This window comes from Peribacillus sp. SRI_006 (assembly GCF_057586375.1).
Window position 1 is genome coordinate 285,803 of sequence record NZ_JBYCZT010000003.1, and the last position, 14,500, is coordinate 300,302.

At 37.8% G+C, this 14,500-nt stretch carries 14 protein-coding genes; 13 read left to right on the top strand and 1 reads right to left on the bottom strand.

Features of this window, described 5'->3' with window-relative positions; all coding sequences use genetic code 11:
* The first annotated feature begins 124 nt into the window (after window positions 1-124).
* Both AC2YHV_RS05555 and AC2YHV_RS05560 read left to right on the top strand, forming a co-directional pair.
* Window positions 125-643, top strand: coding sequence for a LysM peptidoglycan-binding domain-containing protein (locus AC2YHV_RS05555; RefSeq protein WP_487372769.1), 519 nt, complete (start codon window positions 125-127; stop codon window positions 641-643).
* Between the two features lie 69 nt (window positions 644-712).
* The gene (locus AC2YHV_RS05560; RefSeq protein ID WP_487372770.1) at window positions 713-1,099 is read left to right on the top strand and encodes a peptidoglycan-binding domain-containing protein; all 387 of its coding nucleotides are present in this window, start codon (window positions 713-715) and stop codon (window positions 1,097-1,099) included.
* Window positions 1,100-1,404: 305 nt separating this feature from the next.
* On the opposite strand, the gene AC2YHV_RS05565 is transcribed toward AC2YHV_RS05560, so the two are convergent.
* Window positions 1,405-2,025, bottom strand: coding sequence for a hypothetical protein (locus AC2YHV_RS05565; protein WP_487372771.1), 621 nt, complete (start codon window positions 2,023-2,025; stop codon window positions 1,405-1,407).
* 315 nt (window positions 2,026-2,340) lie between these two features.
* Between AC2YHV_RS05565 and AC2YHV_RS05570 the strand changes: the two genes are divergently transcribed.
* From AC2YHV_RS05570 to AC2YHV_RS05620, 11 genes are all read left to right on the top strand, one after another.
* Complete coding sequence (locus AC2YHV_RS05570) at window positions 2,341-2,592, top strand: YolD-like family protein (RefSeq protein ID WP_487372772.1); 252 nt, start codon at window positions 2,341-2,343, stop codon at window positions 2,590-2,592.
* A gap of 70 nt (window positions 2,593-2,662) precedes the next feature.
* Window positions 2,663-3,628 carry a hypothetical protein gene (locus AC2YHV_RS05575; RefSeq protein ID WP_487372773.1) on the top strand — a complete coding sequence of 322 codons (966 nt, stop codon included), beginning with the start codon at window positions 2,663-2,665 and terminating at the stop codon, window positions 3,626-3,628.
* Window positions 3,629-4,659: 1,031 nt separating this feature from the next.
* Window positions 4,660-5,724 (top strand): C45 family autoproteolytic acyltransferase/hydrolase, encoded by a 1,065-nt coding sequence (locus tag AC2YHV_RS05580; RefSeq protein ID WP_487372774.1) that lies wholly within the window; start codon window positions 4,660-4,662, stop codon window positions 5,722-5,724.
* A gap of 114 nt (window positions 5,725-5,838) precedes the next feature.
* The gene (locus AC2YHV_RS05585) at window positions 5,839-6,603 is read left to right on the top strand and encodes an IclR family transcriptional regulator (protein ID WP_487372775.1); all 765 of its coding nucleotides are present in this window, start codon (window positions 5,839-5,841) and stop codon (window positions 6,601-6,603) included.
* A 259-nt stretch (window positions 6,604-6,862) separates the two neighbouring features.
* Window positions 6,863-8,071, top strand: a complete 1,209-nt coding sequence (locus AC2YHV_RS05590; protein WP_106027983.1) for a CaiB/BaiF CoA transferase family protein — start codon at window positions 6,863-6,865, stop codon at window positions 8,069-8,071.
* Window position 8,072: 1 nt separating this feature from the next.
* Window positions 8,073-9,026, top strand: coding sequence for a hydroxymethylglutaryl-CoA lyase (locus tag AC2YHV_RS05595; protein ID WP_106027984.1), 954 nt, complete (start codon window positions 8,073-8,075; stop codon window positions 9,024-9,026).
* Between the two features lie 75 nt (window positions 9,027-9,101).
* The gene (locus AC2YHV_RS05600; RefSeq protein WP_106027985.1) at window positions 9,102-10,400 is read left to right on the top strand and encodes a CitMHS family transporter; all 1,299 of its coding nucleotides are present in this window, start codon (window positions 9,102-9,104) and stop codon (window positions 10,398-10,400) included.
* Between the two features lie 58 nt (window positions 10,401-10,458).
* On the top strand, window positions 10,459-11,154 hold the full coding sequence (locus AC2YHV_RS05605) for an RraA family protein (protein WP_487372776.1): 696 nt from the start codon (window positions 10,459-10,461) through the stop codon (window positions 11,152-11,154).
* Window positions 11,155-11,393: 239 nt separating this feature from the next.
* Entirely contained in the window at window positions 11,394-11,684 is a 291-nt protein-coding gene (locus AC2YHV_RS05610; RefSeq protein ID WP_034305497.1) for a DUF3817 domain-containing protein, read from the top strand.
* Between the two features lie 138 nt (window positions 11,685-11,822).
* Entirely contained in the window at window positions 11,823-12,590 is a 768-nt protein-coding gene (locus tag AC2YHV_RS05615) for an ABC transporter ATP-binding protein (protein WP_057278685.1), read from the top strand.
* On the top strand, window positions 12,577-14,496 hold the full coding sequence (locus AC2YHV_RS05620; protein WP_487372777.1) for an ABC transporter permease: 1,920 nt from the start codon (window positions 12,577-12,579) through the stop codon (window positions 14,494-14,496). The genes AC2YHV_RS05615 and AC2YHV_RS05620 overlap by 14 nt, the downstream gene beginning before the upstream one ends.
* Window positions 14,497-14,500 lie beyond the last annotated feature (4 nt).

Genomic DNA, 14,500 nt, shown 5'->3' on the forward strand with positions numbered 1-14,500 from the left:
CAAAGTCAAAAGGCATATATTCAATGCGCACTAAAACAATCACTTACCGGTATGGCATCATTCATTAACAAAAAAGTTTGGGTGGATCTAATGCTGAAAGCTTCGCGGATCACCATGTAAACACGTGGGGTGGACTGGAGGTGGATATACATTTATTATCGAGCCTAAGAATCTCATTAATACCCCAAATGGTAAGAGGGCTAGAATTGTATATGCAAATGATATTAGACAAAGGACCTACCATGTTGGAAACAGCAATCAGTTCTCGCTTGGAATCTGTGTTGCTGGCGATTATCGATATGACACTATGGACGAAGCTACCCTTGCAAGTATTGCAGAGTTACACGCTTCACTTGTTAAAGATGGTTTTGGTAAGTATGATAAAGCCCATAATGAAATGCCAGGTTATAGTTGGAAAGCATGTTGTCAGTATAACTGTAGAGATGCTTTTGATTGGAAAGGTTCAAAAAATCCATCCAAACCAGAACTGGCTCCTGATGTTTATACAATCCAAGAAGGCGATACTTTATGGAGCATTGCACATAAGGATGGAACAGGTGGGGTTCAAGTTGAAGATTTAATAAAAGCAAATCCTGGTATCGATCCAACTAAATTAAAAATAGGGCAGAAAATCAATTTTTGAAATGCTAAAGAGGTTATTGTACGACCAGATATAAAAGAGGATGACGAATCTTCAAACAGTAGTGATGAAGTGGTTAGGTCGATTCAAAAAACCTTAAATAGCCGTTATAAAGCTGGTCTTAATGTGGATGGATTTAATGGCCCTAAAACTCAAGCTGCAGTAATCAAAGCGTTACAAACGGAACTCAATAAACAATTCAATAAAAAGCTTGTTGTGGATGGTAAATGGGGAGTGAAAACTAAGGATGCCATCTTTACGGTAGAAAAAGGTGCGAAAGGCAATCTTACATGGATTCTACAGGCTGCACTTTATTTGGAAGGATATAACCCTGGCTCACTTGATTCTATATTCGGAAAAGGTACTGAGTCAGCATTATCTAAATTCCAGAAAGCTAAAAAGATATCTGCAGATAACAAGGCCGGTAAGGCAACTTTCACTAAATTGTTTGCTGTATAATCAAATGCCCTTACTTTTAATAGAGTAGGGGCATTTTTTTAATGTTTACCTAAATAAAACCTCACTAACTCTATTGTATTTAGTTTATCTTAAGTAGAGAGACTCACAAAAATGAAAAGGTATGAACTCTATAATATTAAAAAGAATCAGCCAATTTAAACTGATTCTTTTTAAAACGGTTAACCTTTAGTTTTAGGACTTGGTTTTTTTTAAAAGCTTAACCAATAGAATGACCACAGCGACTAGAATTACGGCAATTAATGCAGGAAATAAGATGTTATTCATATATACCATTCCTTTGTAAATTAGTTAAAACCTGTAGAAAACTTTCCGTTTTTCACTTTACCATTGATCCACAATTTTTTCCCGATTGGAGCATCAAAAGTTAATGTGTATCTAGATTCTGCTGGCTTAGATGCAGTTTCGTTTTTTCTAACGATCTTCAAAGAATCACTAGATACATGACCAGGAGGAATAACAAGGTAATCTTCATCATATACAGATTTGATTTGCCCCAAACCAGTTGATTTAACAACAGTTACATCATTATAGTACCAGTAATTCACAGTAGCTGCATACCAGTATACTTTAAAAGTTTTAGTTGTCCCTTTTGGAACTGTTGTTGCAAAAGGAGTAAATAGTTCAGAACGATCTGGAATTAAATTGTCGTCCTTATTGTCTACTACTTCGATACCCATTGTGCCAATTTCTTGTCCACTTTCATCCGTAACGACTTTTTCAACGCCTTCGTCATCAGATAGATTCACTTCTAGTTCATTTTGTTCAAAGGCATTTTCCATATCTTCAATACCTTGTTGGATTTCTTCTTCGGTATGTTTTGGTGCCGAAGGCGCCTCTTCTGCATGGCTTATTGTAGGAAACGCTAAAAGCAATCCTAACGCCATTGATGTAACTAATTTTTTCAACTTCATTTCCCCCTGTTTACCCTTACTCGAATTGAGTAGTTGAGCATATGTAATATTTTCCAACCGTAATAATTGTACCAGAATAATAACATTTTACAATAATTTTCCTAAATTATTTATAAAAAGTAAATGAATTGTCGGAAATAATCCATATTAAATCTCATATTGGTACGAAAAGAAACACATTTGTATAAGGTCAATTGATATATTTATATATAAATAGGTAAATGAAGCCTAGTATATGGAGTGATTTTTTTCTGTCTTTTATAGGAATATTAGTTCGTAATTAATGGATGTAAAGGAGGATTTATTCTGATGGGGACAATTCGTGATCGAGGGCTCGTTAAATGGCAAGCAGCATTAATTATGCCAGAACATAAAGCTCTAAATAAAAAAATACGTGAGGTTGATTATTTCTTAAATAAAAAACCTGTCCTTGATGAATACCAGGTTGAAGAGTTTGAAAACACATGGGGAACCAACAAGGTCAGCAACAGTCCGGCCAACTGGGACAACAAAATCAACTACAGTAATACTGTTAATGGTCAAACAAAGGCCTATTGGTAATTGGTAGTAGAAAAATAATGAAGAGATATGCTCATTGCATATCTCTTTTAATTAGGGGAAGATTGGTTTTATGAAAAAATACTACATAGTTGCATTATCTGTTTTGATATTGCTTGGGGTTTTTTACTGGTTTTATGCTTCATCTCCACCTAAAGAATTAAGATTAAACACGTCTAATAATGATGATATTGAAAAAGAAAGCAAAGAAACGAATGCAGCTGAGTATGGTTCGGTTGGGTATGGTTTGAAAGATTTGAATGGTAAACTTATCGATGAAGGAAGTGCACTTAATAGTAAAAACAATGAAGTGACAGTTGTTGCCTCAGTAGACAATGACATTGATGAGGACAGAAAGTATGCTTTACTTATTTTTGAAGATTATAAACAAGTAAATTTCAAAGCTGAAAATAAGGGGCAGGAAGTAAATAAATTTTTCTTTGATGCGAAACCTAACACCTCCAGAAACTTCAAAATTTCTGTTCCCATTCGTTCCGATTCCAGTGAATTGACTTTTGTAATCGTTCAAAAGCCAGAGTATAAATTGAAGGAGCTCGACCTAAATAGGGCAGGGATTTTAGAACAAGTTTTAAGTATGCGGTATTCCATCAACAAAGCTGACAGCGGGAAAGATGCAAAAAAAGTAATGCAAGTAAAACCTGATGCTATTGTAAAGGATGGATTCAATGAAAATATATCTATCACAAATAGTCAGGAAAAGTTGCAATCAATTATGACTGAAAAAGAAGGCAAGGAACTTAAGTTCTCTGCCGGAAATGAGACAAATGCTGAGATCAGATATGCAATCATAGCTTTAAAAGATTGGGAACAAGTGGCAGTTAGAGATAACACAGACGTCTTATATACCACTGTTCCACCAGAAACTAGACATCTTTTTGATTTTAATCTACCCGACGTTGAAGGAGAAAATAATTTCCAACTCATCGCCTTCCCATTTCCTTATGAAGTAAATGCTGATAATTATGAGAGTCAACAAACTTTTGGTTCCTTTAGAGTTGTGATTCAAGATAGAGAATAAGATTATCCACAGAGTTGATAGAATTAGAAAATTAAAGTAAATAGGAACTTATTCAATGCGCACGAAAACAATTATCCACCGTGTATAGCATCATTCATTAACAAAGAAGAATTTAGTATGGATAAAACAGTTAAATATACTGGATTAGCAGTCGTATACACATATACCGATGCGTATGTACAAGTTGCTATTAAAACTAAAACTGGTACATTTAATAAATACGTATTTTAAGGAGTGGAAGACATTGCACAGTATTAATATAGTAAATGGTATAATTGATATCATTATTCTTGTTGTAGTGGTATTTATTATTGTGAAGATCGTAAAAACAGTCAGTAGGAAATTAAAGAAGAAAAAGTAGATTGAAAGGTGAACTGAGAAGTTCGCCTTTTTTATTTATACGTTTTCAATAGTCTGAGCCCTTACTCATCTAGAGTAGGGGCTAAATTATAACAAATTAAATAAATTTAGCTTATTCCGTAAGTAAGAAGTTTGTTGTGAGGAATTGACTATCAGTGTACAGCAATACTCAGATGGTTTAAACAGGGTGGGGAGATATCCCCCAATTGTATAAGGTGGGGCATAATTTTTATATTTTTTCATTTGGATTTTTAATATATTGTATTAATGATGACAGTAATATAAAAATGGCAACGATACTAACTATTATATGTACAAGTATAAATTCTCTTGTTGGATAGTAATTGTCAAAATTAGAAAAAGACCAAAATAAAAGGCTAATTGATAAAAGTATTGTTCCAATGAGTACCTTCAAAGTAAGACCCTCCTTTAATTCAAAAATTTAAATTATAACTAATATAGCACGAAAAAACCGCTTATTTTCCTAATTTATGAAGATGCTTTTTACCGTTACACTGCCTTTATTCGTGTCTCCATCAATAGTAAGATAACGGGAAAATACTTCTCAACTAATGACATGATTCAAGGTTCAAGGCTTATCTTCTTTATTTTCAACAATAGTTCAAGTATCCTTAATTTGAATAGCAACTACTGTAAATGAGGGATAAGCCGTGAAGCAAATATATAGTGATGTCATACAATTTCGGGGTACACATTATGAGTTTGGATACATGCAAGGGGAGGAATTAAAAGATTCACTAACGGTAAAGAACCGTGAAGATCAATGGAAGATCAGGCAGCCGAGGTTTACGGTTGAAGAAGAAGAGGTCAAGAGAGCCATTACACAATTCGCCCCTGGAGTTTGGGAAGAATTACTCGGATTGCAAGAAGCGTTGAAATGGTCAATGGACCGCGTGCTGCAAGAGTTCGGTGGATACCGATTGGATTATGTCCGGTCGGGCTGTTCAATCATGACAGGCAATGATTATCTCATTCGCAATTATGATTACCACCCGAAGACTTATGAAGGACGCTATGTCTTATTCCAGCCAACCGATCAAGGGTATTCAAGTATCGGCCCTAGTCAGCGAGGGACTGGCCGGATGGATGGAATGAACGAAAAAGGGTTGGTGATAGGCTATAACTTCATGAATCGCAAGAACCCTGGTGATGGTTTCATCTGCTGCATGATTGGCAGACTGATTGTTGAATCTTGTGCGGACGTTCAGGAAGCGGTGGCGATGCTGAAGGAAATCCCGCATCGTCATTCTTTCACTTACGTCGTCTATGATAAAAGCGGAAGTACCTATATTGTGGAGACCTCCCCAAGAAATGTAGAGGTGCGCACGTCAAATGCCTGTACCAATCACTTTGAAATCATGAAAAATGAAAACCGTAACCATCTTATCGATTCGAAACGCCGATTGGAGATCATCCAAGATCATGAGGGGAAACTTTCTTCAGCCTACGATGCTTATCGGTTGTTTAATGATACCAATCAAGGTGTCTTTTCGGATTTATACAGCAGCTGGGCGGGAACGATTCATACATCCGCTTATTTACCTAAAGAGATGAAAGCTTGGATTGCCTTGGGAGGGAACCAAGAGCCAACTTCCATAGATTTTGCGAAATGGCTCGAAGGGAAAGATGTTGATTTAGAACGAATCAAAGGTGTAATTGATACGGATATTCCCTTCGTGCACATGGATGAGGGAGCGAATTGGTTTCGGAATTGAGCGTCTTAGGAAAACCATAATTAGGATGTTGGAATAACCACGCGTTTTATTAATGAAGTACATTTAAATGGCCAAGGAATCAGTTGGTGAATAATTGTATAGGGGGAGCATTTAATGGATGCTAATGAAAGATTGAAAGGGTCAAGAACTGTTCAACGGTCAATTAATATAATGAACTGTTTCACTTTAGAAGAGTCAGAATTATCCTTAACGGAAATCTCGAATAAGATAAATTTGGCGAAATCAACAACTTCCAGACTATTAGAAACACTAGTACAAAACGGTCTTCTGCAAAAAAACTTCTCCAATTCAAAGTATCATTTTGGCTATAAAATGTATCAGTTTGGTCGTATTGCGGAAAATACCATTTCTTTTGAAATAATGGAACTTGCAAAACCGTTTATGAAGAAGCTAAGAAATGAAATTGGAGAATCAGTGAGTTTATATATGCTTGAAAATAAAGAACGAAGGTGTATTGCACGATACGGCAGTAATCAATCTATTCGTCATGTAGTAAGTATCGGAGAGGCACTTCCATTGGAGAAGGGTTCAGGCGGGAAAGCATTATTGGCTTTTCAGTCTCCGGCGTTTGTTGAATCAATTCTAAAAAACCTAGATTCCGAAGCATTACGATTCAGTCTATCAAACGAATTGCCAATCATTCAAAAAGAATCTATTGCTATCAGTTTAGACGAAAGAGGAGCCGGAGTTAATTCAGTCGCATCACCTATTTTCGGGCTGGATCAAGAAGTGAATTTTTGTCTGTGCGTTTCTGGTCCAAGTACAAGATTTACTCAAGTATTAATGGATTCAATAAAAAATGAAGTGAAAATGAATGCTTTAAGGATTTCGGAAAGTTTTAATGACCCAAAAGAATAGCCACATTTTGACAAGATTTTACAGCGCCTTTTTACTGGGTGCTTTTTTTATTTTAATTATAAAAAACAGAATTTTTCAACTTTTATAGTGACAGATAAAAGTGGCTTTGTTATAATTCATTCATAAAGTTCCGTTTAATGAAATTTTATATTCCACTAGATGGAACAAAGAAAGTATGGCGATTTATATAAATGTTCTCATTTCAATTTTTTTTAGCAAAAATACCAGACTCATAACTTCAAGGAGGAAGTAAATAATTATGGATAATCCAACAAATGGACCTTTGACTGGAATTCGTGTTATCGATGCATCGACTGTGATTGCTGCTCCGTTTGCAGCTACCTTATTAGCGGACTTGGGAGCTGAAGTGTTAAAAGTGGAACTTCCGGATAAAGGGGATCCTTTAAGGGGCCTTGGACCATGGAAGGGTTCCGAACCATTGAGGTGGCCGGGTCTTGCACGTAATAAGCAGTCTATAACTTTGGATATTCGCACTACTGATGGGAGGGAGTTATTTAAAAAATTAATTAGCACCGCAGATGTGTTGATAGAAAATTTCAGGCCTGGAACAATGGAAAAATGGGGATTAGGCTATGAAGAGCTGAGGGAAGTGAATCCCCGTCTCATTATGACTAGGCAATCGGGTTACGGGCAAACGGGGCCATATGCAGAAAAGGCAGGGTTTGGAACGCCTAGTACCGCTTTTTCTGGATATACCTATTTACAAGGATTTCAAGACCGCCACCCAGTAAGTCCTTCATTTTCACTACTCGATTATATTTCAGGCATTTATATTGCTTTTGGAACTGTAAGCGCTCTCTTTCATCGTGAAACTTCTAACGCAGACAAAGGTCAAATCGTTGAGATGGGACTATATGAAGGAATGTTCAGGATGATGGATTTCCTAATTGCTGAACATGACCAGCTCGGTAAAGTACGTGAGAGAGCACCTATGCTTCATGGTCATTCAAGTCCTTCCGGTACTTACCAAACAAAAGACGGACATTGGGTTGTTATGGTATGCAGTACACAAAAAACATGGGAACGTCTGGCTCAAGCTATGGGGCGTTCGGATTTGATAGAAAATCCTGATTATCTAACAAATAAAGAACGAATGAATAACGATAGCTTACTTCAAGAACTTGTTATGTCCTTTATGAATTCTCTTAATAAACAAGAACTTGTGAAGAAAATGGATGAGTTTGGTGTTCCCATTTCACCTATATTGAACATAAAAGATATTTTTGAAGACCCTCATTATCAAGCAAGGGAAAATATTTTGGAAGTTGATCATCCCCGGTTAGGAAAAATTAAAGTTCCCGGTATTGTTCCGAAGTTTTCAGAAACACCGGGGCGTATCCGTCATCGTGCACCAGAGCTGGGAGAGCATAACAAACAGATTTATGGCGAAGAACTTGGTTTATCTGAAGAGGCATTAACGAATCTAAAAGCCAAAGGGGTCATCTAACATGAAAAATGAACAAATGATCGTACCTAATAAAGTGAATATATGGGAAGTTCTCCCGCGAGATGGTTTTCAAATGGAAGATAGATGGATACCTACAGAAGAAAAGATTCGCATAATCCGTGGTCTGGCAAGTACAGGGATCAAACACATTGAAGTTACGTCTTTTGTACATCCTCGAGCAATACCTCAATTAAAAGATGCTGAAGAGGTGGTAAAGGGGGTTCAGGACTTGGATGGAGTAAAATTCCGAGCGCTGGTTCCAAACTTGCGTGGCGCGGAACGTGCAATTAATGCGGGAATGAAAAAAATAAAGATATTACTATCGGCAACAGATTCACATAGCCTATCCAATTCCAACTGTATAGTTAAAGAAGCACAAATGGATCACCTGCCAATAGTGGAACTAGCTGGAAAATATGGTGTAGAAGTGGGAGGCTCAATTGCGGTAGCATTTGGCTGTCCATTTGAAGGGACGGTACCTCTGGAAAAGATAGTATCCATTCTTGAAGGATACAAGGCTATGGGCGTAAACGAAGTTTCTTTGGCAGATACGGCTGGAATGGGAAACCCAAAGCAAGTATCCGAAATGTTAAGGATCATTAGAGGATTATTCCCAAGTTTCAAGTTCACTTTACATTTGCACAATACAAGGGGAATGGCATTTGCAAATGCGGTAGCTGCCTTGCAGCAAGGGGTCACTGATTTTGATAGTTCCACGACCGGGTTGGGTGGATGCCCCTATGCACCTAATGCTGCTGGAAATATCCCCACAGAAGATATAGTACATGGCTTTCATGAAATGGGAATTCAGACTGACATTAATCTTGTCTCATTACTCGATATCGCCAGTAGTATCAAAAGTACAATTGGGCACGATGGTGGAAGCTATATTCTAAAGGCAGGGCCGAACAACAGGCTGCATTCTAAACCCAAAGGTCAAAAAAAGCTAGGTTGATAACTAAAAGGGATTCAGGTGAATCCCTTAAAAGTAATTCTGAATGAAAACGGATACAAAATAAGGGGGGTATATATGTTATCCATTTTAGGATTCATGATGATTGTTGTTTTTATGTATTTAATTATGAGTAAGAGATTAAGTGCCCTTAATGCCCTGATTATCATTCCTGTAATTTTTGCTCTGATAGGCGGATTCACGGATTTAGGACCTATGATGATGAGTGGAATCGAAACAATAGCACCAACTGCAATCATGGTGATATTTGCCATTTTATATTTTGGGATACTAATAGACGCAGGCATGTTTGATCCTTTGGTCACAAGAATGGTGAAGATATCAAAAGGGGATCCATTAAAGATTTCCGTTACTACTGCAGTATTGTCTTTATTGGTAGGCTTGGACGGGGATGGAACGATTACTTATCTTATTGTCGTGACAGCATTATTACCATTATACGAGAAGTTAGGGATGAACAAGTTAATATTGGCTTGTCTCCCAGCAATGTCGATGGGAATCATGAATGTTCTTCCTTGGGGAGGACCAACTGCAAGGGTAATGTCCATCTTTGGATACGACGCCATGGAACTCCTAGGACCAATTATCCCATCTATAATTGCTGGGGCATTATATATCATTGGACTAGGCGTGTTTTTTGGTTTAAGAGAACGGAAAAGATTAGGTGTATATGGTCATTATACAGAAACCGAAGATGAAATAGCCGTATCATTTGAGGGCACTTCCGACCTATCATTAAAAAGGCCTAAGTTGTATTGGTTCAACATCGTTCTTACACTATTATTGATTTTTGCCCTAGTTAAAGCCATTTTGCCATTACCCGCTCTATTTATGATTGCATTTGTCATAGTCATGGTTGTAAACTACCCGAATTTAAAAGAGCAACAGAGAAGAGTCGAAGCGCATGCAGGAAACATTCTAACTGTCACTTCCCTGATCTTTGCTGCAGGTATTTTCGCAGGGATTTTAGAGGGAACAGAAATGGTTGATGCCATGGCTTCAACATTAGTGCATATCATACCTGACTTCCTAGGTCCACAATTGCCTGTAATTGTGGGACTGACCAGTATGCCATTTACGTTTGTAATGGCAAATGACCCTTATTATTTCGGTATTATTCCAATCATTGCTGAAACTGCTTCGGGGTTCGGTATCGATAAACTGGAGATAGCACAAGCCTCTCTATTAGGACAGCCATTACATTTATTAAGTCCATTGGTCGGGTCGGTATACGTATTGATTGGACTTGTCGGCATAGAGTTTAGGGAGCATATAAAATTTTCACTAAAATACGCTGTCGGAACAGCATTGGTTATGATAATTACAGCTATCCTTTTCGGTGCATTATCAATTTAGCCATATTATCCATGCAGAATTGAAACGATCAATAAAAAATAAAAAGAGGTGTTTTCAATTGAATAGATTAAAACCAAAGCCTCCTTTAATATCCAAGTCCATCATTGAGAGAGCGAAAAAATTAAATACGACCCTTATAGCAGATGCTTTGCATGATTCTAATACTGGTGTAATGGATTATAAGATAAAGCCTGTGTCATCCGGAATGAAAGTGATAGCAACAGCCATGACAGTTGATATGAGGGCGGGAGATAATTTAATTCTTCATCAAGCCATCTATGGTGGAAGTGAAGGCTATGTGTTAATTGCGGATGGGAAAGGTCACAAAGAAAAAGCCTACCTAGGAGAGTTAATGGCTGGAGCTGCGCACGCAGTAGGACTTGAGGGGATTATCATAGACGGGTTTGTTCGTGACAAAGAGGCTCTTTGTGAATTGGGATTTCCGATTTTTGCAAAGGGATTCACGCCAAAGGGACCGTGTAAAGAGCGACCGGGAGAAGTTAATACGACGATCACATGTGGCGGTGTGACTGTTCACCCTGGTGATTTAGTCATAGGAGATGAGGATGGGGTAGTAGTTGTTTCACAGATTAAAATTGAAGATGTATTTTCCAAAGCGGAGAAAAAGTTAGCTTATGAACAAAAGCGTCTCGAAGAAATAGCGGAATATGGAAGTGAACGTAAAAAAGGTGTTACGACAGGAAATATTGAACCTTCCTGGTTAAAAAATAAAATAGGGAATTTCAATATGTGACGTAATAAGCTATTGTGCTAACTTCCGCTCCTTGGTAGGCGGTCATTGGAAAAAGAGTCACTTTTTAAATTCAGGCCCAATCCTTTGATTGGGCTTCTTTTGTTGTTCTACTTTTAGGAAAACCTGGTACTATTTATTAGTGGGTGTCACCGTAATATTATATGATAGAGTAACGGGCTTTGGATTGGGACAGGAAGCTGGATTTGTATGCCATACTTGTACAATAAGGGGATGAGAGAATGTTTTCGACAGCTATTGGATGGTTTCGGTTTATTACAATAATTGAGGGAATCTCATATGTTTTATTGCTTGCCATTGGTATGCCCATTAAGTACATATTGGATATTGGGGAAGCAACACTCATTTTAGGCAGCATCCATGGTTTCCTGTTTGTCGTGTTTGGGCTTTTATTACTTTATGTGAGCATCATATCAAAATGGTCCTTTTTAAAAATGGCGATGATTTTCATCGTTTCATTCATTCCATTTGGTAATTTTGTTATCGACCGCAGGCTTCTGAAGCAAAGTTAAATACTTTTACTTTAACGTCTTCCATAAGTGGAAGGCGTTTTTTTGATGGATTTAAGCTTGCTGTAAGGTTGGCACAAAGATGCTGTAAGAATGAGCATGTAAGATAAATGTATCAACAATACTGAAGAGGTGAAACAAATGGAACCATTATTAAAAGTGGAAAATATAAAAAAAACATATGGTAAATCAAGCGCTGCCTATACGGCGTTGGAAAATATATCTTTTGACATTCATGCAGGGGAGTTTGTAGGAATCATGGGACCTTCTGGAGCGGGGAAATCGACATTGCTCAATATGTTGGCAACTATCGACTCGCCGACTGAGGGGAAAATTTATATGAATGATACGAGCATTCACGATATGAAAGGGGCGGACTTAACGGATTTCAGACGTGAAAATCTGGGTTTCATCTTCCAGGACTACAATTTGCTAGACTCATTGACTGTGAAGGAAAATATATTATTGCCACTGGCGATTGCGAAAATTCCAGCGAAAGAAATTACTGCATTGGTGAATCGTATTGCTAAAGTATTTGGGATTGAAGATTTATTAGCTAAATATCCATACCAAATCTCCGGTGGGCAAAAGCAAAGAACAGCTGCAGCCAGAGCGCTTGTGACAGAGCCGGCATTGATCCTGGCAGATGAGCCAACAGGTGCACTTGATTCAAAATCTGCAACAGGTCTGCTGGAAAGCTTAAGTGAACTAAATGAAAATAATAATTCCACCATCATGTTGGTGACACATGATGCATATGCCGCAAGCTTCTGCCGGCGGATCATTTTCATCAAGGATGGTACACTTTCAACAGAAATTTATCGTCGTGGCCAATCACGTAAAGCTTTCTTCCAAGAAATCATGGATGTCCTTGCAACAATTGGAGGTGAGGTAGATGACGTTATTTAGTCTGGCGAGAAAAAATATTGCCCGGAACCTTTCCCAATATTTTTTATATATCGCATCCATGGTATTTAGCATTATCATCTACTTCACATTTGTAACATTGAAGTATAGTGATGCAGTTGCAGAACAAACGGCTTCATCACAGAAATTAGGTTCATTAATGAGTGGTGCGGCCGTCATCCTGATTTTTTTCGTTGCCATTTTTATTGCCTATTCCAATTCATTTTTCATGAAAAAGCGTAAAAAAGAAGTGGCATTATATGCATTGCTTGGCGTACGTAATCGCCAGATTGGCTTTATGCTCTTCTTTGAAAATCTATTGCTAGGCTTGGTTTCATTAGTTGTAGGGATTTTACTTGGATTTCTATGTTCAAAAGGGTTCATGACGATCTTGATCTATTTAATGGGCTATGATGTCATCGCACCTTTTACATTTTCAGGATCTGCAGCTTTGAACACCTCTATCGTATTTCTTATTATTTTCTTGGTGACATCATTCCAGGGCTATCGTTTAATATACCAATTTAAACTAATTGATCTTTTCCATGCATCGAAAAAGGGGGAAGCGGCTCCGAAGCCATCTATGATTGTAGCCTTTCTGGGAATTTTCCTGATTGTCATCGGATATTGGTTGGCGATGCAAGATCTTTTTACTTCTAAAGTGTGGGAAAAGATTGGCTTTTTGATGACGGCACTCATTATTTTGACAACTGTTATTGCCGGTACATTTTTATTGTTTCATAGCGTGACAGGCTTTGTGTTAGCCGTGATCAAGAAAAATGAAAAATGGCTATGGAAAGGCCTGCATCTGATGACGGTCTCGCAATTGCTTTATCGCATTCGGGGGAATGCAAGGACATTGACCGTAATTGCGGTGTTAAGTGCTACAACGGTAACGGCTGGAGGTGCGGTTTATGGTCTTTATTACAACGCGAATGACCAAGTTATGACCGTTGATCCGAATACCTTCATGTATCAGCAAACGGATGCAAAAAGCGATCATCAAGTCACCGCCATATTGCCAGATACAAAGTATGATGAAAATGTTGAAGCACTATCTATCACATTTAATACGAAAGAACTTAGCGAGGAATCAGCATTCGATAACTCGGATAAAAGGATTTACACGGTAATCGATGAAAGAACATATAACAAATTGGCAGATGTACAAGGTAAGGAAGCATTGCATGTGAATCATGGCAAAGCAGTCATTTTAGATATTGGATATGACAAAAGATTCTCACCTGAATACAAGGACAAGACGATAAGGACAGAAGACAACACGGCGATAACATTCCAAAGCTTTAAAACACAAACGGTTTTAAATGCCAAAACAGCAGGCATTGCAGTGGTTGTATCGAATGATCAATTTAAATCATTGCAAAAAGAAGGGGAAGCCCTGAACTATCGTGCTATCGGTGTTGATCAAGCTTCCGTGGATTTATCTGAAAAAGTATCAAAACAAATACCTGAAGAAGCTCTATTTTCCAGTGCGCCTCAAGATTTTCAAGCAAGCATTGAAAGTGTAGGATCATTGCTCTTTATCGGCAGTTTTCTTGGTCTGGTTTTTTTAGCGGCAACAGGCAGTATCATTTACTTTAAAGTTCTAACGGAAGCTGAAGAAGATAAATCACAATACAATATGCTTCATAAAATGGGCGTTAACGCAAAAGAAATGCGGAAATCCATTGCATCCCAAGTGTTTGTAATCTTTTTCGTCCCGCTGGCAGTCGGGCTATTGCACAGTGCGGTTGCGTTAAAAGCCTTCTCGGGTTTATTGATGATGAATCTGGCAAAACCTGTATTGATCTGGATGATCGCTTATACGATTATTTACGGTCTGTATTATATCTTAACGGTAGCTTCTTATAATCGTATTATCACACAAAATAATAAAACAGAAGGATGATCTA

What these genes read in the sequence shown, in the direction of transcription:
- AC2YHV_RS05575 (WP_487372773.1), top strand. Translation starts at nt 2,663, where the DNA reads ATGAAAAAATACTACATAGTTGCATTATCTGTTTTGATATTGCTTGGG.
- AC2YHV_RS05570 (WP_487372772.1), top strand. Translation starts at nt 2,341, where the DNA reads ATGGGGACAATTCGTGATCGAGGGCTCGTTAAATGGCAAGCAGCATTA.
- AC2YHV_RS05600 (WP_106027985.1), top strand. Translation starts at nt 9,102, where the DNA reads ATGTTATCCATTTTAGGATTCATGATGATTGTTGTTTTTATGTATTTA.
- AC2YHV_RS05590 (WP_106027983.1), top strand. Translation starts at nt 6,863, where the DNA reads ATGGATAATCCAACAAATGGACCTTTGACTGGAATTCGTGTTATCGAT.
- AC2YHV_RS05620 (WP_487372777.1), top strand. Translation starts at nt 12,577, where the DNA reads ATGACGTTATTTAGTCTGGCGAGAAAAAATATTGCCCGGAACCTTTCC.
- AC2YHV_RS05585 (WP_487372775.1), top strand. Translation starts at nt 5,839, where the DNA reads ATGGATGCTAATGAAAGATTGAAAGGGTCAAGAACTGTTCAACGGTCA.
- AC2YHV_RS05595 (WP_106027984.1), top strand. Translation starts at nt 8,073, where the DNA reads ATGAAAAATGAACAAATGATCGTACCTAATAAAGTGAATATATGGGAA.
- AC2YHV_RS05615 (WP_057278685.1), top strand. Translation starts at nt 11,823, where the DNA reads ATGGAACCATTATTAAAAGTGGAAAATATAAAAAAAACATATGGTAAA.
- AC2YHV_RS05610 (WP_034305497.1), top strand. Translation starts at nt 11,394, where the DNA reads ATGTTTTCGACAGCTATTGGATGGTTTCGGTTTATTACAATAATTGAG.